Annotated in this window: 17 protein-coding genes and 1 other RNA gene; 8 read left to right on the forward strand and 10 right to left on the reverse strand. The window is 39.4% G+C overall.

Features of this window, described 5'->3' with window-relative positions; translation table 11 throughout:
• Positions 1-27: 27 nt before the first annotated feature.
• The 3 genes from rnpB to PPA04_RS00330 form a co-directional block, all read right to left on the reverse strand.
• Positions 28-402: RNase P RNA component class B (rnpB, locus tag PPA04_RS00320), an RNA gene on the reverse strand.
• A 12-nt stretch (positions 403-414) separates the two neighbouring features.
• Positions 415-756, reverse strand: coding sequence for a cell division regulator GpsB (gpsB, locus tag PPA04_RS00325; protein WP_057782372.1), 342 nt, complete (start codon positions 754-756; stop codon positions 415-417).
• Between the two features lie 59 nt (positions 757-815).
• On the reverse strand, positions 816-1,385 hold the full coding sequence (locus tag PPA04_RS00330) for an SLOG family protein (RefSeq protein ID WP_057782374.1): 570 nt from the start codon (positions 1,383-1,385) through the stop codon (positions 816-818).
• 91 nt (positions 1,386-1,476) lie between these two features.
• Here PPA04_RS00330 and recU point away from each other — a divergent pair, with 91 nt between their 5' ends.
• Both recU and PPA04_RS00340 read left to right on the forward strand, forming a co-directional pair.
• Positions 1,477-2,112 (forward strand): Holliday junction resolvase RecU, encoded by a 636-nt coding sequence (gene recU / locus PPA04_RS00335; RefSeq protein WP_147206649.1) that lies wholly within the window; start codon positions 1,477-1,479, stop codon positions 2,110-2,112.
• On the forward strand, positions 2,102-4,390 hold the full coding sequence (locus tag PPA04_RS00340; RefSeq protein ID WP_057782377.1) for a PBP1A family penicillin-binding protein: 2,289 nt from the start codon (positions 2,102-2,104) through the stop codon (positions 4,388-4,390). The genes recU and PPA04_RS00340 overlap by 11 nt, the downstream gene beginning before the upstream one ends.
• Positions 4,391-4,464: 74 nt before the next feature.
• Here the strand turns inward: PPA04_RS00340 and PPA04_RS00345 are convergent, their stop codons facing one another.
• The 4 genes from PPA04_RS00345 to dinG form a co-directional block, all read right to left on the reverse strand.
• Complete coding sequence (locus PPA04_RS00345) at positions 4,465-5,181, reverse strand: DnaD domain-containing protein (RefSeq protein WP_057782379.1); 717 nt, start codon at positions 5,179-5,181, stop codon at positions 4,465-4,467.
• 26 nt (positions 5,182-5,207) lie between these two features.
• Positions 5,208-6,509: an asparagine--tRNA ligase gene (gene asnS, locus PPA04_RS00350; protein WP_057782381.1), complete on the reverse strand. Its 1,302-nt coding sequence runs from the start codon at positions 6,507-6,509 to the stop codon at positions 5,208-5,210.
• 27 nt (positions 6,510-6,536) lie between these two features.
• The gene (locus tag PPA04_RS00355) at positions 6,537-7,031 is read right to left on the reverse strand and encodes a cell wall elongation regulator TseB-like domain-containing protein (RefSeq protein ID WP_068807278.1); all 495 of its coding nucleotides are present in this window, start codon (positions 7,029-7,031) and stop codon (positions 6,537-6,539) included.
• Between the two features lie 64 nt (positions 7,032-7,095).
• Positions 7,096-9,999 (reverse strand): helicase C-terminal domain-containing protein, encoded by a 2,904-nt coding sequence (dinG, locus tag PPA04_RS00360; protein WP_057782385.1) that lies wholly within the window; start codon positions 9,997-9,999, stop codon positions 7,096-7,098.
• A 216-nt stretch (positions 10,000-10,215) separates the two neighbouring features.
• On the opposite strand from dinG, the gene mvk reads away from it, so the two are divergent.
• From mvk to fni, 4 genes are read left to right on the forward strand one after another with little or no spacing between them, the layout of a single operon-like run.
• Positions 10,216-11,178, forward strand: coding sequence for a mevalonate kinase (mvk, locus tag PPA04_RS00365; RefSeq protein WP_057782387.1), 963 nt, complete (start codon positions 10,216-10,218; stop codon positions 11,176-11,178).
• Positions 11,165-12,130, forward strand: coding sequence for a diphosphomevalonate decarboxylase (mvaD, locus tag PPA04_RS00370; RefSeq protein ID WP_057782389.1), 966 nt, complete (start codon positions 11,165-11,167; stop codon positions 12,128-12,130). The genes mvk and mvaD overlap by 14 nt, the downstream gene beginning before the upstream one ends.
• A 33-nt stretch (positions 12,131-12,163) precedes the next feature.
• Positions 12,164-13,240 carry a phosphomevalonate kinase gene (locus PPA04_RS00375; RefSeq protein WP_057782391.1) on the forward strand — a complete coding sequence of 359 codons (1,077 nt, stop codon included), beginning with the start codon at positions 12,164-12,166 and terminating at the stop codon, positions 13,238-13,240.
• A 12-nt stretch (positions 13,241-13,252) separates the two neighbouring features.
• Positions 13,253-14,293, forward strand: coding sequence for a type 2 isopentenyl-diphosphate Delta-isomerase (fni, locus tag PPA04_RS00380; RefSeq protein ID WP_057782393.1), 1,041 nt, complete (start codon positions 13,253-13,255; stop codon positions 14,291-14,293).
• A gap of 47 nt (positions 14,294-14,340) precedes the next feature.
• Here the strand turns inward: fni and PPA04_RS00385 are convergent, their stop codons facing one another.
• A complete protein-coding gene (locus tag PPA04_RS00385; protein WP_057782395.1) occupies positions 14,341-15,696 on the reverse strand; it encodes an RsmB/NOP family class I SAM-dependent RNA methyltransferase in 1,356 nt (451 codons plus the stop codon).
• Positions 15,697-15,798: 102 nt separating this feature from the next.
• Between PPA04_RS00385 and PPA04_RS00390 the strand changes: the two genes are divergently transcribed.
• Complete coding sequence (locus tag PPA04_RS00390; RefSeq protein WP_057782397.1) at positions 15,799-16,611, forward strand: Cof-type HAD-IIB family hydrolase; 813 nt, start codon at positions 15,799-15,801, stop codon at positions 16,609-16,611.
• Between the two features lie 75 nt (positions 16,612-16,686).
• Here PPA04_RS00390 and thmT read toward each other — a convergent pair whose 3' ends face one another.
• A complete protein-coding gene (gene thmT, locus PPA04_RS00395; RefSeq protein WP_147206650.1) occupies positions 16,687-16,905 on the reverse strand; it encodes a 2-hydroxymuconate tautomerase in 219 nt (72 codons plus the stop codon).
• Positions 16,906-16,989: 84 nt separating this feature from the next.
• Here thmT and PPA04_RS00400 point away from each other — a divergent pair, with 84 nt between their 5' ends.
• The gene (locus PPA04_RS00400; RefSeq protein ID WP_057782401.1) at positions 16,990-18,420 is read left to right on the forward strand and encodes a C69 family dipeptidase; all 1,431 of its coding nucleotides are present in this window, start codon (positions 16,990-16,992) and stop codon (positions 18,418-18,420) included.
• Positions 18,421-18,589: 169 nt separating this feature from the next.
• On the opposite strand, the gene ppsA is transcribed toward PPA04_RS00400, so the two are convergent.
• Positions 18,590-20,992, reverse strand: a complete 2,403-nt coding sequence (gene ppsA, locus PPA04_RS00405; protein WP_057782403.1) for a phosphoenolpyruvate synthase — start codon at positions 20,990-20,992, stop codon at positions 18,590-18,592.
• Positions 20,993-21,219 lie beyond the last annotated feature (227 nt).

Consider the following 21,219-nt stretch of genomic DNA (forward strand, 5'->3'; position numbering starts at 1 on the left):
TCTACCCTAGTCTCCTGAAATGTAAATCTCTATAAGCCATGTTTTGTCCAAAATGAATTCTCAGGTTCAATTCAAATTTGGGTAATCATCTATCTCCAAGCGTCACCGCTTGCCCCCACATTTAGTTCAATTCCAGATGTGAAGCGCCCCTACCAATGTTTGGGTTGCCCGCTCGTGGGGTTTACCGCGTTCCAACAATATGATTTCTCATATTGATACGTTTCTGTGGCACCTTAGGGAACATGAGAACATAGCCGAAACCTTAGTTCTGTATTCCGCCGTTATCTCAAATGAGATACCTCAGCTTATTTTTTCACCGAGCACGAACACTACAAGCATCGCAGCTTGTGCGGGCATGGACTTTCCTCAGCCTACATAAGTAGACCGCAATTACCCGAGATTTACAAAGTATAATTAAATTCGATGTGATTCATTTTCGCCATTGTCAAGTTGTGAGCCGAACACCCGACGCTCCAAGTTTGAAAGCCGCTTAAGAATATCCATGTTGGTTGCGCTATTGACAGGCTGTGTACTAGAAGTAGTTTTGCCCACGGAAACTTGTTTTGTTAGTTCATCAATTTTATCGAGTAGTCTTTCATTTTCATCCTTTAACTGTTGGATATTTTTTGAAAAAGTCTCATAATCTTTGATAACTGAATCCAAATAGGTATCAACGTCTGCTGGATCGTAGCCACGCATCTTAGGTTTAAATTCTTTTTGCAAAATATCTTTTGGAGTAAGATTTATGTTATCCATATTTAGCACCTCATAATTATTGTAATATCTGCGTAACACGTATTCCATTGTATCAGACTTTAATCCAAATTAAAACTGTTGTTCTCATTTTCTGCATATTCATCCGCTGCTTCTTGTAGATCATCAAAATCTATCACTTCTAGTGGATAAGGATGATTCTCTCGCCATTTCTGAATAAGATCATAGTCATACTTAGTCTTTCCGGGATGCCCTGGATCGTATATTAAAATTGCCTGGTCTGTATGGGTTAACATAAAGCGTTGATAGGCCCTCAACTGTTGAGGCGCTTGATACGGTTTATGACTAACGCTATCTGTAAAATCTGCTTTTGCTAAAATTTGGGAAAGTTTTGCTTGATTATTCTCGTTCCACTGTTGACCAAATTCCGTAAACGGTAGCATTACGGCAACTTTAAAGTCAGGATACTCAGTTTTTAGTTGAACGCCAATTTCCATTGCCCACTGTTCTACTCCTAGTTGAGCACCAGTTATTAGCCAATCAGCACCTGACTCAAGACGAATTTTAAGCGCATCTTTTATAACTTTTTGAATAATTAATAGTTTTGGATCTTTATCATTAAAAATTTCTAATTCATAACTTCGATATCCTGTAACCCAAACACGACTCATAAAGTATTCCTCCAAATTTTAAAAATAGATTTCAGATAGTTTTTAACTTTACATCTATAGTATAATATAGAAAATAGGAAGTGATGAACAAGTGAACTTTCATTACCCATCAGGAAAGAAATATATGCATCCAGACTCGTCTTCCAACTCTGGCATTAAGAAGGCCCCCACGCAGTTCGGAAAACGGGGAATGTCATTAGAAGATGAATTAAACGAAAGTAATCAATATTATCTTTCACACGGAATTGCAGTGGTTCATAAAAAACCAACTCCCATTCAAATTGTTAAAGTTGATTATCCTAAGCGAAGTGCCGCAGTTATTAAAGAGGCCTATTTCCGTCAGGCGTCTACAACTGATTATAATGGCGTTTACAAGGGTTATTACATTGACTTTGATGCAAAGGAAACTAAAAGGAAAACTGCATTTCCACTCGATAATTTTCATGACCACCAAATACGTCACATGAAAGCTTGCATTGCTTCCAAAGGTATTTGTTTTACAATTATTAAATTCGTCGAAATCGATCAAATTTTTTTGCTTTCGGCAACGGATCTCTTTTATTTTTGGGATCGTCAAAAAAATGGTGGTAGAAAGTCCATTCCACTTAGTTATATAAAAGAAAATGGCTACTTAATTAACTATCAGTTAAATCCCCTTATTCCGTATCTGAATGCTGCGGACAAATTGTTAATTAAGAAACACGAAGGAGAACAACATGCAAACTAATAATCACAATTCTGATAATTATCAGCCTCACCGTACCCAACATTCGCAGTTAACTCAGCCACCTCATCGTCGTCGCTCCATCTTTAAACGAATTCTTTTGTGGCTAATTGCACTATTTGTTTTAGCACTAATTGGTGGCGCAGGGCTTTTTATGTATTATGCCAAGGATTCCCCAAGTATTTCGGAAGAACAATTATCTAGTGATGAAGCAACTGTTGTTTATGACAAAAGCGGTAAAGTTATTAGTCGTTTAGGTGCTCAAAATCGGGACTATGTCAAAGCAAACGAAATCCCTAAATCTCTTAAAAGTGCGGTTGTTTCAATTGAAGATAAACGTTTTTATAAAAATAATGGCGTTGATCCCGTTCGAATTGTTGGCGCGGCATTCGCAAATTTAACTGGCTCTTCACTTGGCCTTCAAGGTGCCAGTACACTAACTCAACAATTGGTTAAACTTTCAGTATTCTCAACCTCTGCAAAAGACCGAACGTTGCGTGTAAAGGCTCAGGAAGCTTGGTTGGCCTTAAAAGTTGACAAAAAGTATTCGAAAGATAAAATTCTGGAGTTTTACATCAATAAAGTTTACATGGGCAATGGCGTTTACGGAATGGGAACCGCGGCCAAGTATTATTATGGGAAATCACTTTCTAAGCTAAGCCTCGGTGAAATTGCCCTGTTAGCTGGTATGCCACAAGCGCCTACTTCTTACGATCCCACTAAATATCCAACGTATGCATTATCACGGCGTAACACCGTCTTACAGGCCATGGTAAGCAATAAAGTAATCACTAAGGCTCAAGCAGCCAAGGCCGAAAAGACAAGCGTTAAAACTGGTTTAGTTAAAACCCACAGTACAAATGGTCTTTCCACGGTAAGTAGTAAAATTGTAGACTCTTACTTGAAGCAAGTCATTAGAAGTGTTCAGTCGAAGGGATTTAATCCTTATACGGATGGTATGAAAATTTATACCAACTTAGATTTAGCCGCTCAAAAACGACTTTATAAAATTGGAAATTCAAGTAACTACGTTCAATATCCTGATTCTAAGTTTCAACTTGGTGTTTCGATTACCAATCCAAATAACGGAAAAGTGGTCGCCATGCTGGGTGGTCGGCAAAACGGAAATGTCACTTTTGGTTTGAACCGGGCTGTTCAAACGGATCGTAGCAGTGGTTCTACTGCTAAACCGTTGATGGACTATGGACCAGCCATTCAGTATCTAAATTGGCCAACCAGTCGAACGGTAAAGGATGAGCCCTTTACTTACCCAGGATCAAAAACAAAATTATATGACTTTGATAAAGCATACAAGGGAAAAATGACAATGCGTCAAGCACTTGTTCAATCCCGAAATATTCCGGCAATTCGAACCTTACAAGATGTTGGTATTAGTAAGGCAACCACCTTCTTAGGAAAACTTGGTATTTCTCAAAAAGGAACCTATAATCTTCAAAACGGAATTGGCTTATACATTTCACCCCTTCAGGAAGCAGCTGCTTATGCGGCGTTTGCCAATGGCGGAACCTACTACAAACCATATTATGTCAATAAAATTGTGACCCAAAGCGGCAAAACCTATCGTTATAGTAGCCAAGGTAAACGAGCAATGAGTAAAGCTACAGCCTATATGATCACAGACATGCTTAAGGGGGTCCTAACTGATTCAAATGGTACCGGATCAACAGCTGCTATTTCAGGACTTTATGAGGCTGGTAAAACTGGAACAACGGCTTACCCATCCGACATTGCTAGCAACTATCCAAGTACTGCTTCAATGGACTCTTGGTTTACGGGATACACGCGTCATTACAGCATGTCAGTGTGGACCGGCTATGATGAGCAAAATACTGCTTCCGGATTCCTAAGCGAACAGGAAACTCTTATTGCGCAACAGGTTTATAAGAGCATGATGGGCTATCTTGCCACATCTGTAACCAATGAAGACTGGGTAAAACCAGCCAGTGTGACAGAAAAAACCGTAAATGGTGTGAAAGAACTATTCAAGGCAAACTCTAGCTATAGTACTTCAGGAGCTAGCGATGAAGACTCTTCAAATAATTCATCAAGTTACTCTAGTTCCTCAAGATCTAGTTCTTCTACTGTTACCACCAGTCGGGATACATCTTCAAAGAGTAGTAGTAGCAGTAATAGTAACAACAGTAGCTCTAACAATAGTTCCTCCAGCTCATCAAGTTCTAGTTCCAGCAGCTCAAGCAGTGCAAGTTCTAGTTCGAGCTCATCCAGTGAAGAATCTTCATCAAGTAGCAACAAAGAATAAACAAAAAGAACCTATATTCTCTAACTAGCCGAAAAACGACTAGAAAATGGAATATAGGTTTTTTTGAGCCCTTTTTAATCTTGGTCTGAAATCTTATATATAGGAATTTTGGGACCTGTTAAGTCAGCTTTTGTAGTTGGCCGATTTGAATCCGAACTGTTTATTGAACCGTTCCGTTGGCGATTTTCTTCTTTTTGGACTTGTTTCACTGTGGTTAAGTTTCGCTTTTCCCAGTTTAACAAAATACGATCCATATATCTTAAACTATATGCCTGACTTAAAACGGCCTCTTTTAAGGCTAATGAAATCATTTCTGGAGCATAATGGTCATCGGTTAGCCATTGATTAATAGTTTCATATTCAATCGGCGACAATGGTCGACCAAATTCAGATTCGATTTGAGCAAAAACAGTTTCACGGGTTACTTTATTAGTCTCCTGTTTTTGGGCCTGAACCTCATTGCTTGCCGACTGCAATAGTTTTTCAAATAGTCGTTCAAAACTATATTGATCATAACTTTTCCCGTCAGCGTGCTTAACAGTTTTTATTTCCATTAATTTATTTTGAATCATTTCGTGCAATAACTCGTAAACTTTATTCTCCGTTAACCCCGTTTCTTTAGAAATTAACTTTGAACTAGGAAAAAGATCGCCTTGTCCGCGCTGTTTTTCAATAATTAAGTAAATAACTAATTCATCATTAGTTAACCCAAGTTGATGGAAGTTACTTAATAAATAGTTGGAAACGACCGTGTTCCCAGCTTTCAAAAACCTTCGTGTTAACTCATCCAAAGCTTTCCCCTCCTTTTTTCAGTTCACTATGGATAAAGCCGATGAAGCAATCTTGGGAATGGAATTGTTTCACGCACATGATCCTCACCAGTTATCCAAGTTAAGGTCCGCTCTAAGCCTAACCCAAACCCAGAATGCGGCACTGATCCATATTTACGTAAATCTAAATACCAGTCATAGTTTTTAGGATCTTGGCCAGCTTTTTTTATTTGACTAACCAAATAATCATAATCCGTGGCCCGTTCCGATCCGCCAATAATTTCTCCATAACCTTCAGGAGCCAATAAATCAGCACAAATTACTAAATCATCCCGGGTTGGATGTGGCTTCATGTAAAATGCTTTGATTGCCTTAGGATAGTTCATAACAAATACTGGTTGTTCAAATTGATCGGCCAAAAATGTTTCTTCAGGAGAGCCAAAATCTACACCCCATTGTAAATCAGGGAATTTTCCTGATTCTTGTAACATTTCAATAGCTTTATCATAAGTGATTCTAGCATAGGGTAATTTAGTATACTTCTTTAAGACCTCAATATCACGACCCAAAATTTTCAATTCATAAGCACAATGATCGATGACATTTTGTACTAAAAAGGCAACGTATTTTTCCTGTAATTCAAGACTCTGTTCTTGATGCATAAAAGCCATTTCGGGTTCGATCATCCAAAATTCGATTAAATGCCGCCGTGTTTTCGACTTTTCAGCCCGAAATGTTGGTCCAAATGAAAACACCTTGTCAAAAGCCATTGCACCAGCTTCTTCGTATAACTGACCACTTTGTGACAAGTAGGCTTCACGATCAAAATACTTGGTCTTAAAGAGCTCTGTGGTTCCCTCAGGTGCGCTTCCTGTCAAAATTGGTGCATCAAGTTTAATAAAGCCTTCGTTATTGAAAAATTCATAGGTAGCCCGAATTACTTCATTTCGAATTTCCATAATGGCATGTGGGCGTGAGGATCTTAGCCAAAGGTGACGGTGATCTAGTAAGAAATCAATCCCGTGTTCTTTTGGTGTGATTGGATAGTCGTTACTTTCCCCAATTACTTCAATACCATCAACTTCAATTTCGTATCCAAAATGTGAACGATCATCTTGATGAATAGTCCCTGTAATCCACATACTGGTCTCTTGCCGTAATTTTTTAGCAATTTCAAAAATTTCTTCGCCAACAACGCTTTTGACTACAACACCCTGAAAAAAGGCTGTGCCATCCCGCAATTGTAAAAAACTAATTTTTCCGCTAGATCGTTTGTCCGTTAACCAAACGCCAATTTTTACACGTTCGTCAACATGATCTTTGGAATCTACGATACTTATTTGTTCCAAGATAAATATCCTCCTTGAGTAATTTCATTAAATGTCATTCACTGATCGAACAACCGTACCATTTTTAAAGTTTAAAGTTTTCAGACATAATTGTCCAGAGGCATTCATATATCCGACCTCCCAAACAGGCTTTTGTTTGTAAATTCCCATTGAAATGGTGGTTACTTTTTTTGGACTATAATTGTTCCAAATCTTTTTAAGGGCATCGTTGCGATCAATTCCTGCTGATTGTTTAAAAATACGGATCTTTTTTCCATTATTCGAAATAATGACATACACGGGAATGTTTTGTTTGGTCACTCCCGTTACTGTGTAGAAGGTCTGTTCTGAGTTAGCCCACGAAAAGTTGGTTTCTGTCTTCAAATGAGCATATTTTTTTGCAATTTTCAGTGACTGACTTTTAGCTGAGTCTATTGGTTTACGAACTTCATGATACACAATAGAAGATCCACCAACCAAGATGATAACGGCTGCAATAAATATCAGAAACCAATGACTATTGTGTTTTCTTGAACGTTTCAAATTTACAGCTCACTTTCTTTTAAGTTTCAAACTTCACCATTATAGCAAACATATCAGGCTCTAGTTAGTGATGTTTCTTAAAGAATTTATCAAGTTCGCCATTTAGTTCATTTAGCGGCAACTTCTGTACTGGCATGTCCTTGGGCAAACTGTGAAGCATAGTCTTTCCGTAACTCTTATCAAGAATTCGGCGATCTAAAATGACAGCTGCCCCATAATCTTTTTCGGAACGAATTAATCGCCCGATCCCTTGCTTTAATCTGAGAATGCTTCTTGGTAATAATGCCGATATGAATGGATTTTTATGTGCTTGCTTTTGCAGTTTGGTCTCCGCCTTAGTAAAAATTTCGTCCGGAGAATCAAACGGTAACCTCGTTATAATTAATAAATCAAGTTTACCATTTGATAAGTCCATCCCCTCCCAGAAACTAGAGGCGCCAAACAACACACTAGTGGAACCAGACAAAAATTCTCGTGTCAATTTTGATTTTGTCCCATTCACGCCTTGAGCCAAAATTCGGCGTTTGTGTCCTAAGTCAGTTCTTTGAATACGGTTGAAAACATCTCTAATTGTTGCCAAAGAATTAAACAAAACTAGAATTTTTCCAGGTGTCACTTTTGCTAACTGATAAATCGCATCTGTTAAATACTGGGCATATTCGTCTGCATCAATTTCATTGATCACAGGACCGTCGTTAGCAACCTGCAAGAGTGCATTCTCGGCAAAATTATACGGACTACTATATTTTTTTACAGTGGTTGAAGCCGTTGCTAATCCAACTTGATTCAAGAAATACTTAGAGCGACTGTTAGAAAACAACGTTGCCCCAATTAAAGTTGGCTTTTGGAACCAAGGATAAACCTGATTCTTTATATAATTAGCACTCTCAATAATTCCCTGCGATAAACTCACACTACCAGCATCATGTTGTGGTCCAACTTGAATCCAGAAAAAATCTGCATCTTTATTACGTTGATTGGGTTTAAAAAACGATCCAAAAATTTGTAAAAATATTTGAGATTGTTCTTCAACTTCAAGTTGACTATTATTCAATTTAATCCACGTCCGTACTTCAGACTCAAGTAAATTTTGTTGTTGTTTTTCAATGATTTTGCTAAGGGCTTCAAACTCCAGAATTTCAGAAGTAAATTTTTCTTGTAAACTTTGAATAGTTCGTTTATTAGCTTCGTAAAAAGTTTGCAGTTCGGGATAGGTTATCACATGTTGAAATGGCAAATTGTTAGTTTCGGCTGGCATTTGACGGGCCAAAAAACGTTTAAACAATTGCTCTTGCAAACTAGCAATTAATTGATTAATTGTTTCTAAATGATCGGCCATTTGATAAACATGAAAACTTCCCATTGGATCACTTTGAATAATTGGTGATCGATTAATTCCTTGATTCATCTTAAGATGGCTAACTTCGCTATGTGCCATACTCATCAAGTGATTAATATCGAATGTGACCCGATTTTCTTGTAAAATCGTGTTTACAAAACGCTGCGCCTCATCCACAACCAAGTAGGGTTTATGAGCTTTATTGCCAAGTAAATCTGCGTGCCGCAAAAGAAATGCGTGATTAGTCACCACAATCTGTGAAATATGAGCTTTTCGAATGACGCGCTGGTAAAAATCAAGCTCATAAAACGGGTTAGTCGCATCTAAACTAGCAATTCCCTGGTGACGAATTTCATTTAATAGAGGAATTTTGTGATTATTGATATGTAGTTCATCTAAATCACCTGTTTTTGTATAGGTCAACCAAACCAACAGTTTCATTTTAATCAAACGACTTTGATTGGCTGGGTCACTCTCGTTAAGCTGTTGTGAAAATTTTGCCAAATCAATATAGTGACTACTCCCCTTCACTAGGGTGGCATTCATCGGGATTTGTAAAATTTTACTCAAAATAGGAATGGCCTTTTCCATCAACTGAGATTGTAATAAGGTTGTTGTTGAACTAATAACGACTGGCAATTGATTTTGAATGGCCAAATAAGCAAACGGTAACAAATACGCAATTGTTTTGCCAATTCCCGTGGGAGCTTCAATAACTAATGCTTTAGGATCGGGATTCTTGTAGTTTGCATAAATTGCATTCATGATTCGTGACTGGGCGCTCCGCCAACCCAAATCACCTTTAAATAGCGCTAACTTGGCCTTCTTAGATTGCGGATAACGCCCTAGTTGCTCAGTTGTCGCGTCAGTAAAACTTGTTCGTTGCACCCGCATGACAATGTTTTCCTTAACCATTAAGTAATCGGGCAAAGTCCCCGGATTCTTCTGTTTCCGTTCAAATGCATCACTAATTAATTCTGCGGTTTGTCGAGGTAAACTTCCAGACAGGATGTTCAACTGTTGTAACGTTAATAATGGCAATTCTGCCAATCGTTTCATCAGCATAATAAATAGTTTAGCTGTCGCAAGTGCGTCACTATCCGCAGAATGTGGGTGTTCATGTTTAATTCCAAAGTACCGCGATAAGTCTCGCAAACGATAACCATTCACACTAGGCAATAGAATCTGACTTAACGTAACCGTATCAACCGCTTTAATGGTTAAAGCTGGATAACCTACGCGTTCAAATTCATAATTTAAAAACGGAAAGTCAAAATTGACATTGTGCGCCACAAAAACGGTATCAGAAAGAAGCCCAAACAAGGTTGGCGCAATGTCGTCAAATAAAGGGGCTTTACGAACACGCCGATTGGTAATTCCTGTCAGTTGCTGAATGGCATTTGGAATCCCCATTTCTGGGTTAACGTCCGTTGCAAAAGTATTAATAATTTTATGATTTTTAACAAAAACACAGCTAATTTGGATTATCCGCTCGTTATCATTCAAATTAGTCCCTGTGGTTTCGATATCTACGACTGCATAAGTTGTATTAGAATCCATATTCTCACCAGTTAACTCATAAGATGTTTGTTTCATATCTTTAATGATACTACATTCATGCCAGTGCATAAATGCTTACTGACTTCTGTTACCAGAAATTAAAATTAAACTCACCTTTTCGACCTAATTCTGATCTATAAAGCAACAAGATTGCTAAATATAAAAATATGGTAAAATGTAAGTTTGTTTGTGGTTTATGTAATCTAAAACAGGTAGACTAAAAATGAAAAAAGTTATTGCTAAATAAAATCTTAAATTAAGTGTTTTTGAAAGTGAGCGAACGCTTTGCAAAAATCAACGACTGGTCAAAGTCATGCTAAAATTATTTTTTTTGGTGAACACAGTGTTGTCTACGGGCAACCTGCAATTTGTTTACCAATTTCGAAAATAAAAACCGTTGTGTCGATTAAATCTTCTAGTGAAGGCCAACAAGTTTCAAGTCGGTATTTTACTGGCTTTTTATCAGAAATGCCTGAAAGTCAAACTGGTATCCAATTACTAATCAAAACCATTTTAACTGAATTAAATCAAGAAAAAACGCCGTTTGGGCTAACAATAACCAGTGAAATTCCAGCCGAACGTGGAATGGGATCTTCGGCGGCCACTGCTGTCGCAATTGTCCGTGCTTTTTTCCACTTTTTTAAACAACCGTTATCTCATACTGAATTGTTGCGCCTTGCTGATGTTTCTGAGCAATACATCCATGGGAATCCCAGTGGCTTAGACGCTGCCACCGTGAGTTCACAAACCCCAATTTGGTTTGTTCGGGGACGCCGCCCTCAAGCCATTCCCATTAAACAAAATACATTCTTAGTTATTGCGGATACAGGCATTATGGGGCAAACGGGTCTGGCTGTTCAACATGTAAAATCCCAATTGGCCAGCGATCCTCAGGCTGAAGCAGCTATTGAATCTCTTGGAAAATATGCCAAACAAGCCCGTCATTGTCTAGCGATTGGCGATTCAAAAAAATTGGGTCTTTTAATGAACCATTCTCAAACTATTTTATCCAAATTAGGTGTCAGTCATCCTACGTTAGATCTGTTTGCAAATTTATCTCTTTCTAACGGTGCACTAGGTGCCAAACTCACTGGTGGTGGCATGGGTGGTTGCTTGATTTCGTTAACACCGGATAAACCTTCGGCCGAAAAGGTTGCCACAGTATTGGAAAAACACGGCGCAATTCATACTTGGATTGAACCTCTCGTCACACTGAATCGCAAAGGAGATCACCATGATCACAGCTAGAGCACATACGAATATTGCGTTCCTAAAATATTGGGGAAAAAAAGATTCAAACTTGATTTTACCTTACAACGACAGCATTTCTTTAACTCTAAATAAGTTTTATACGGATACCAGTGTCGAATTTACATCATCCATGAAAGAGGATGAAATTTTGGTAGATAATCAACCTTTGACAGGATCGGGTTTAAAAAGAGCTAAACGCGTTTTAGAGTTGATTCGGCAAAAAAGCGGGATTAAAGCGAGTGCGGTGGTTCATTCAACCAATCATGTTCCAACAACGGCTGGCCTTGCCTCATCTGCATCGGCATTTGCTGCCTTAGCTGCGGCTGGTGCAAAAGCTGCAAACTTACACCTCACTGATAAAGAACTCTCCATTTTGGCTCGTCACGGCTCCGGTTCGGCATCCCGTTCAATTTTTGGTGGTTTCGTACAGTGGCATGCCGGTCATGATGATCAAAGCTCATATGCACAAAGTATTCAATCACCTGTTAACTGGGATATTAATTTAATTACGGCTCTTGTAGATACAGCTCAAAAGAAAGTCAGTAGTACAAATGGGATGCAAGCGGTTGTTGAAACTTCCCCTTTCTTTCCAGCCTGGGTAAAAAGCGCGCAAGCAGACATCGAACCGATGAAATCAGCAATCCTTAACAAAAACTTAGCAAAGTTGGGCGCAATCGCCGAAAACAATGCAATGCGCATGCACGCGACAACGTTTGGAGCCGTTCCCAGTTTTACTTATTTCCAACCTCAAACGCTTGCAATTATTGAAGCTGTTCGCAACATCCGAAAACAAGGTGTAGAATGTTATAGTACCGTTGATGCTGGTCCTAATGTTAAGATAATTTGCGCCTCATCTGATAACGATTTGATTATGGAAAAATTAGAACCAATCATGGGTCACAATCAGTTATTAGTTTGCAAACCTGGACCTGGCGTGACGTACCGATAAACATTAATTAAAATTTTGAAGGGACATGATCCATTGATTACGGTAAAAGCACCTGGGAAGCTCTACATCGCTGGTGAATATGCAGTTGTAGAGTCAGGGTACCCTGCCATTATTGTGGCATTAAATCAATTTGTTTCGGCTTCAATTGAAAAAACAGAAAATGTTGGTCGGATCGTTTCTGAACAATATCATGAAAACTCAATTTCTTGGCGTCGACAAGGTTCTAAGATGATTTTTGATAATCGTGACAATCCGTTTCACTACATCCTTTCTGCAATTAGTTTGACAGAAGAATACGCCAGCAACCTTCACAAAGACTTGGGACTTTATAATTTATATATAAACAGTGACCTTGATAGCGCAGATGGCAAAAAATATGGTTTAGGCAGTTCCGCTGCCGTAACTGTGGCAACCATCAAAGCTTTGGCCAAATTTTATCACCTGCCTTTAACCAAGGACAGTTTATTTAAGCTAGCAGCTATTGCTCATTTCGATGTTCAAGGCAATGGATCCCTTGGTGACATAGCTGCTAGTGTTTATGGCGGCTGGATTGCGTATCATTCCTTTAACCGAGATTGGTTATCTGCGCAACGTCGCCAAACTTCTTTAATGGACTTGTTAGAAAAACCTTGGCCAGGATTGGATGTTGAACTACTGACTCCACCCGATGATCTAAAACTGATGATTGGTTGGACTGGTTCTCCTGCTTCAACCTCTCATTTGGTTGACAAGGTCGCCATGGGTAAAGTGAAAGATCAGCATGAATATCAGGTCTTTTTGAAGGAAAGTAAAGCTTGTCTAAAAGAAATGATCCGCGGTTTTCATGACCAATCGATTGCCGTTATTCAGCACCAATTGCGTGTAAATCGTGCCATTTTGAAAAAATTAGCTGATTTTAGTCAGGTATTAATTGAAACCTCAACTTTAAAAGAAATGATTAAGGATGCTGAAAACGCCGGCGGGGCTGCAAAAAGTTCCGGTGCGGGTGGTGGTGATTGTGGAATCGTCTTAATCGATAAAAATCGTCCCATCGAAAATCTCCTAAAAACTTGGCATGATAAGGGTATCAAACAATTAGAGTTTAACGTTCATAACGTCACTGAACTTTAAGGAGAACAAGCTATGAAAGATATTCAGTCCCATCGAAAAGATGAACATGTTTCTCTAGCAGAACATTTCTACCAAGATCAAGCTAAGGCTGGTTTCCAGCAAGTTCGCTTACTACCGAATAGTCTTCCGGAAATCGATAAAGCTCAAATTAATTTAAAAAGCCAATTTGGGGGAATCGTGACCGATTGCCCTTTTTATATTGAGGCAATGACTGGTGGCAGTTCGTACACCGGCAAACTAAATGCAAGTTTGGCACGGATTGCTAAGGCTACTCATTTGGCAATGGCCGTTGGCTCTCAAAGTGTCGCCTTAAAACAGCCCGCTTTACAATCTACCTTTGAAACTGTTCGCGAAATCAACCCAGATGGCGTTATTGCAGCAAACATTGGTGCCAATCACTCTGCCGTTGATGCACAAAAGGCGATCGACATGATTGACGCCAACTTGTTGGAAGTTCATATCAACGCGGCCCAAGAAATTGTGATGCCTGAAGGAGATCGTCAATTTAACTGGTTAACAAACATTAAAGAAATTGTTCAGTCCGTTTCCGTTCCTGTTATTGTTAAAGAAGTTGGCTTTGGCATGACTAAACAAACTATGGAAAAACTTGCAGCAATCGGGGTTCAATCGATTAATGTGGCCGGTCATGGTGGAACTAATTTCGCAAAAATCGAAAACGAACGCCGGCATGACAAAGTATACAGCTACCTTCAAGATTACGGCATTACTACCGTGGAATCTTTGTTGGAATCTCAGGCTTTGCAGAATAAGCTCCATATTTTGGCCTGCGGTGGCATTCGAACGCCTCTAGACATGACAAAGAGCTTTGCTTTAGGAGCCGAAATGGTTGGAGTTGCCGGAAAAATCTTACATTCCCTCCTTCGTGAAGGTGAAGAACAGACTATTCAAATGATCACGGATTGGCAAGAACAGCTAGCAGATTTGTTAACCCTGCAAGGTGCTTCAAACATTAAACAATTAAATTGTCAAAATTTAGTTTTTGATGCCGCGTTACGTGATTATTGTGGACAACGAAAAATTGAAATCAATTAAAAAAGTTACGACAAAATTGTCGTAACTTTTTTAATCACGCCATAAACTTAATTTTTAATCTCAAACCGCAATTTTTTTGGATAGAAATTCTTAACGACCCCATTGACTACTTTACCAAATCCAACCGTCAGCTCATGACTGATTAAGACATGCCAGCCATTTTCAACATCTACTACAGAAAAAGTATCCCCATGCACGTAATTTTGCCACTGCTCTTGCGTAATTAAAACTGGTTTTTGAAAATCAGTGGGTTTAAAAGCCAATGCCAATGGTAAAGACGGTTCAAAGCGATTTTTCTTAAAAACACCTAAATTGACACCCGGTCGAATGACTTGAAGTTTTGTAAGATCTGGCAAGTTGCCCGGCATCGCATATAAATAATCTCCAAATGCTAATAATCTGGCATCTTCAATCGGATTTACCAACAATTTATCTGCCACTTTATGCCAATCCTGTTTTTGTGCCTTAGACACATTAGATTTTTGCGGTTTTAAATCTTTTACCGTGGACTCACTGGGTTGTTTTTGCAACTGGGCAATAAAATGACCTTCTCCACGCATTTTATGCGGGAAAATTCTTGAAGTCTTAGCAAGTTCTGGATTATTATCAGCCCACTCTGGCCGCCCATCATCCATCCCTGGATACTTCTTAATCGGTAAAACCCGCAAATCTGAATAGGTTTGCAACAACCAGGCAACATTTTGCTCATCTTCTTCAGGAGCAAAAGTACAGGTAGAATAAACTAATCTGCCACCTGGTTTCAACATTTTTAACGCACTTTGCAAAATCTTTTTTTGTCGATTTGCACAGGATAATGGATATTCAGGCGTCCAGTATTGTACTGCTTCGTGATCTTTTCGAAACATCCCCTCACCCGAACAAGGAGCATCCACCACGACAACATCGAAGTATTCAGGAAAATGTTTTTCAAGTGTATCTGGTGATTCATTAGTTACAATTGTATTTTGTAAGCCAAAACGCTCTACATTTTCAGCAAGAATTCCAGCCCGTTTCCGATTAATTTCATTTGAAACTAATAAACCACTTTGATTCATATAACTGGCCAGATGCGTCGTTTTACCACCGGGAGCTGCGCACAAGTCTAAAACCTTGTCGCCGGGTTGCGGATGAGCTACTTCTCCTACATACATAGCACTTGGCTCTTGACTATATATTAGACCACTTTGGTGATCAAGCGTTTTACCGCTGACTGAACCATAATAGCCAAACGGACAATACGGAATAGCATCCTCAATTGAATGATCAAGGGGCTTGGTCTGGGCTTTCAACGGGTTTACGCGAAATCCTCTGGTGGCCTCTTCATCGAAAGATTGCAAAAAGGCCGGCGCTTCCTCACCTAATAATTTTGAATATTTTTTTATAAATGCCTCTGGTAACTGCATATTTTCACTCATTTCTAAATTTAATAGCATCCGACTTTAAACTGTGTTAATTTAAATTAAGACACATTATCTTTTATTATAAAGCTTATTGGAGTGAATGACATGCCACAAAAATTAATCACCATTGATCTTGATGGAACTACCCTAAATAGTCAAAATCAAGTTTCACCAAAAACGATTGAAGTTATCAAAAACGCCACTGAAGCCGGCCATATTGTCAGCATTGTCACCGGCCGTCCCTACCGTATTTCAGAAACCATCTATGATCAATTGCAGTTAAAAACACCGATGGTTAACTTTAACGGAGCACTCACTCACATTCCCCACCAACATTGGCAAGGCGAGTACAAACGCACCATCAGCAAGGCAATTGTGCTTGACATGTTAGAGAATCAACAAAAATTGCAACTTGAGATGATCGCAGCTGAGGGTAAACACACGTATCTGGCTAATCACTTGCCACCTTCAGATTTAAATTTCTTTCCAACAACTTTAAGTGAAGATCAATTGCTCTCAAAAACTTCACTGATTCACAACCCCGCTTCAATGATTCTGTTTGTCACACCCAACCAAGAACAAGTTGTTCGAAATACAGTTTTACATCATTATGGTCAACAAGTTGATGTGGGTGTTTGGGGAGGCCCAAATAGCGTTCTAGAAGTTGTTTCTAAAGGTATTCAAAAAGCAAAGGCTGTGGCCTACATTGCAAAACAATATCATATTGATCGGCAAAATATTGTGGCCTTTGGTGATGAACACAATGATGCTGAAATGTTAGCCTATGCTGGTCGTGGTGTGGCGATGCAAAATGCCACCCCAACGATTAAGTCAATTGCAAATGATGTCACTGAATTTGATAATAATCATGATGGTTTAGCCAAATACCTGGAATCTTACTTAAAATTGGCTAACTAAAAATGGAACTGATTCAAAACAATCCTGAGATTTCAATGATTGTTTGTAAAATTAGTTCCATTTTTTTATCGATAACTATTTCTCATCACTTCTTAAAACCCCGCCATCGCTGTAACGGTCAGGGCGCATTTCATTTAAGACAATATGAATGTGTTCTGCTGGTGCACCGGTATTCTTTGAAACTGCAGACGTGACATCTTTAACTAATTGGCGTAACTGGTCCGTTGAACGTCCTTCAATAAGATCAATATGAACTAATGGCATGTTGAATTCCTCCTCAATGTTGTTTACCATTATCGCAGGAATTCTCAAAAATTTCAAACTCAACTTATGCTAGAATGTAAACTATATATAATCACCGGAACAGGAGAAATTCTAATGATAAATCAAACTAATAAATATTCTGCTTGTACAAGTTTTTTAGCTGGCCGACTAGCAACCGCAGATGGTTCCACCTTGATCGGTCGCAATGAAGATTCACGGGCAGCTTGGCCAAAACATTTTGTGGTCCATCCTCATCGTGAATTCTCAGAACCCCAAACATTCAAATCAACCGATAATGGTTTTACGCTCAATCTTTCTAAGGTTGCTGCCAAATACACGGCCACCCCTGAATGGACTGACAAGTTTGGCTTGTTTGAAGAAGATGGCATTAATGAGTATGGCGTGGCCATGAGCGCAACTGAGAGTGCCTATACCAACAATCAAGCTTTAGGAGCCGATCCACTAGTTGAAAACGGGATAGGCGAAGAGGCCATGGTAACCGTCACACTTCCTTATATTAAAACCGCTCGTGAAGGAATCACTTATCTGGGTAACATTGTTGAAAGATACGGGACTTCCGAAACAAACGGAATTTTGTTTTCAGATCAAACTGAAGTTTGGTATATGGAAACGGCAGCCGGTCATCAATGGGTGGCACAACGCATCCCTGATGACGCATATGCTGTGGTGGCTAATCAATTATCTATTCAAGAAATCGATTTTGATGATCAAGACAATTTCATGACTGTCTCAGGTTTAAAAGACTTCGTGAATCAAAATCATTTAAACCCGCATCGAAATGGCTTTAATTTTCGTGAAATTTTTGGCACGAACGACTTGTCAGACGAGATTTATAACACGCCACGAGTTTGGTATGGTCAAAAACTTCTTAATCCAAGTATTGACCAACAACCTCAGAGTCAAAGTCTGCCTTTCATTCGCCGCGCAGAAAAACTAATACAAGTTGATGATGCTGAGCAAATTTTAAATTCCCATTTCCAAGGAACTCCGTTTGATCCAATTGGTGTCGGTTCAAAACATGAACAAACTTTATATCGACCAATTAGTCTTGCTAAAACACAAGAATCGCATATTCTCCAACTGCGCCCTAATTTACCTCCTGAAATTGCTGGGATTCATTGGCTTGCAATGGGGGTTGCCGCTCAAAGTCTGTATATTCCGTTTTACGCCGGAATAAAGGATACGCCGGTTAGTTACAAGAAAGGCTCCGAAACCTATCAAGTAGACTCTGCCTATTGGATTTACAAGCAAACTGGCATTCTAGTTGACGCTCACTACTTAGAATTTGGGCCCTTACTGGAAGATGTGCAAGATAAAATCAACCAGCAACTGATTCAAAACTTGCACATCAGTGACAAAATGGCATTAACTTTGGATGGCAAAGCCTTAGAAAACTATTTAACCAGTCAAAGTAATCAAAATGCAGCAATTGGCTTGCAAGCTATGCAGAAATTAACTGCCCAATTGATTACCAAAATGACAGATATGTCGCCGTTAAACTACAAGCAGGATATGAATCTATAATTAATCGCCCACTATGATCATCTTAGGGTGTAAATTAAACTGAATATTACTAAACTCAAGCAGCAGGAAGAACTTTTTTCCGCTGCTTTTTAAATATAGATAGCAAAAATGAGATTGAGGGAATTTTCCCCAATCTCATAATTTTATTGCCAATTATCAGCAAAAATTATTACCAATTGTAATCCGTTTTATCCTGTAGGCCACGTCCAGTCGCTTTATCAAGTATAAGTCGCTGTTCAAAATGAGCCACATTGCGTTTAGTTTCCTTAACCATATCAGGATTAACTGAAACATAATCAATCCCGCTTTGAATCAAGAAGTTCGTAAACTCCGGATATTCTGAAGGAGCTTGTCCACAAATGGAGACAGTCTTGCCATCCTTATGCGCAGTCACAATCAGATGACGAATCGCCCGCTTGACAGCAAGGTCACGTTCATCAAAAAGACTGGCAACCGTATCATTATTCCGATCACAACCTAAAATTAGCATTGCTAAGTCATTTGATCCGATCGAATAACCATCTACAAACTGGTTGAATTGATCCGCAAGAATGATGTTTGATGGAATTTCTGCCATCATGTAAACCTTAAAATCAGCACTGCGAACCAGGCCTTCATCACGCATAATGGCTGTTACTTTTTGAGCTTCAGTCACCGTCCGGACAAATGGAATCATTACATTTAGGTTCTTCAGCCCAAATTCATTCCGAACCTTCTTAACCGCTGCTAGTTCAAGTTTGAAGGCATCAATATACTTAGGATCGTAGTACCTTGAAGCCCCCCGCCAACCTAATAAGTCAGCAGATTCGTGTGGCTCATATTTCTCGCCACCCTTTAGGTTCCGGTATTCACTTGATTTGAAGTCTGAGAATCGCAGTACAACTGGTCGAGGTGCCATTGCGCGAACTACTTTAGCAATCCCTTCAGCAAGCATATTAACAACCTTGTCTGCCTGACCATTTTCAATTAAATACAAAGGATGTTCATGAATATATGAGGTCCAGATGAACTCCTCACGCATCAGTCCAATTCCGTCAGCCGGTAACGAAGCGTACCTATCAACTAGCCCTGGATCACCTAAATTCATCATGACACCCGTAGCAGTTGGTGCAAACGATTCTGCCGCCACGACCTGACCAGTTGTGGTTGTTTCTGGGGTGGCCTTTTTGAGCATGCTGGTTACTTCACCACGATAAACAACCCCGTTTTTAGCATCAACAGTCACGACATCACCCGTTTTAAGTACTTCGGTTGCAACTGTATTCTTACTTCTTGTCCCAACAATACAAGGAATCTGCATTTCACGGGAAATAATGGCCGCGTGACAAGTCATTCCGCCATTATTCGTGATGATTGCCACTGCCTTTTTCATGGCTGGGACCCAATCAGGTGAAGTCATGACGGTTACCAAAACTTCGCCTTGTTTAAATTGATCAATATCTTTCGGATTGTCAATGACATGCACAACGCCGCTGGCGACCCCAGGACTGGCTGCTAGTCCCCGAACCGCAATTTCAGCATCAGCTTCTGTAACCACGTTGCTACTACCATCAATAGCATTATCTTTATTTTTCTTACGTTGTGACCAAACAGTTTCTGGCCGTGCCTGGACAATCCACAGCCGATTCGTATTAGTATCCAAGGCGTATTCCATATCCATGTAACACCCGTAGTGACGCTCGATCTCCTTAGCGTAACCAGCCAATTCAATCACCTGACTATCTGTCAGTGCAGCCTGCTCCTGTAATTCAGTAGGTACGGTTTGTTCTTCGGTCCCACCATCTGCCACACGGACTAGCTCAACAGTCTGTTTAAGGATATCTTTTTCGACAATCTTCATCGATTGTTTATCAATGACAAAATGATCTGGTGTTACCTTACCAAGGACAATATATTCGCCCAAACCATAGATTGCATCGACCATAATCTTGGAGCCGTCGCCATTCGCAACGTTCACGGAGAACATGATGCCCGATGCCTTGGAAAAGACCATCATTTGAATTGCCGCTGATAGGGCAACCTTCTCGTGAGGGAAATGTTGTTTGTGACGGTAATAGGTCGCACGATCAGTGAAGAGTGAGGCATAACATTGTTGAACACGGTTCACAACATCCGCTGCGCCTTTAATGTTCAAATACGATTCTTGTTGACCAGCAAACGATGCATTGGGTAGATCTTCAGCCGTTGCAGAAGAACGAATGGCAACAAAAGGATCCTCTTGACCCATCTTTTTTGCCAAATCACTATAAGCCTGCTTAATATCGTTTGCCAGATCATCCGGCATCTGCGCCTCAACGATTAAGTTACGAATCTGCTCACAGGTTTTGTGCAGTTCATCTGAATTTTCATAATCTTTAATGCTTTCAAGCAAGTCGTTCACTTTATCATTCAATTTGGTTTTGTGCATGAAGTACCGATAAGCTCGAGCGGTTGTTGCAAAACCATACGGCACTGGAACATCCATCGAAGAAGTCATTTCGCCCAGTGAAGAAGATTTGCCCCCTACCAGATTAACGTCTTCCCGATGTAATTCGTTAAACCATAAAACATTTGCAGTATCGCGACTACTCATAATATTACCTCCTTGTATAATTAATTTCTGACTTTATTAATTACGAAACAGAAGATTAACAATGAAAGCGTTTTCATTAACTGCCCTTATTATAATTCAACTTTGCTTAAAGTGAAAGCAAAGTCTGTTAGTTTGAGGTATAAAGTACGAATATAAAACAACTAGAGAAAAGAAAAAAATTGAGAGAAAACATTTTCCCTCAATTTTTCAATTTGGCTTATTCTAAA

The sequence above is a fragment of the Pediococcus parvulus genome, from assembly GCF_007990205.1.
Lineage (GTDB): Bacteria > Bacillota > Bacilli > Lactobacillales > Lactobacillaceae > Pediococcus > Pediococcus parvulus.

What these genes read in the sequence shown, in the direction of transcription:
- gpsB (WP_057782372.1), bottom strand. Translation starts at nt 756, where the DNA reads ATGGATAACATAAATCTTACTCCAAAAGATATTTTGCAAAAAGAATTT.
- PPA04_RS00330 (WP_057782374.1), bottom strand. Translation starts at nt 1,385, where the DNA reads ATGAGTCGTGTTTGGGTTACAGGATATCGAAGTTATGAATTAGAAATT.
- PPA04_RS00340 (WP_057782377.1), top strand. Translation starts at nt 2,102, where the DNA reads ATGCAAACTAATAATCACAATTCTGATAATTATCAGCCTCACCGTACC.
- dinG (WP_057782385.1), bottom strand. Translation starts at nt 9,999, where the DNA reads ATGCACTGGCATGAATGTAGTATCATTAAAGATATGAAACAAACATCT.
- mvaD (WP_057782389.1), top strand. Translation starts at nt 11,165, where the DNA reads ATGATCACAGCTAGAGCACATACGAATATTGCGTTCCTAAAATATTGG.
- fni (WP_057782393.1), top strand. Translation starts at nt 13,253, where the DNA reads ATGAAAGATATTCAGTCCCATCGAAAAGATGAACATGTTTCTCTAGCA.
- PPA04_RS00385 (WP_057782395.1), bottom strand. Translation starts at nt 15,696, where the DNA reads ATGCAGTTACCAGAGGCATTTATAAAAAAATATTCAAAATTATTAGGT.
- PPA04_RS00390 (WP_057782397.1), top strand. Translation starts at nt 15,799, where the DNA reads ATGCCACAAAAATTAATCACCATTGATCTTGATGGAACTACCCTAAAT.
- thmT (WP_147206650.1), bottom strand. Translation starts at nt 16,905, where the DNA reads ATGGTAAACAACATTGAGGAGGAATTCAACATGCCATTAGTTCATATT.
- PPA04_RS00400 (WP_057782401.1), top strand. Translation starts at nt 16,990, where the DNA reads ATGATAAATCAAACTAATAAATATTCTGCTTGTACAAGTTTTTTAGCT.
- ppsA (WP_057782403.1), bottom strand. Translation starts at nt 20,992, where the DNA reads ATGAGTAGTCGCGATACTGCAAATGTTTTATGGTTTAACGAATTACAT.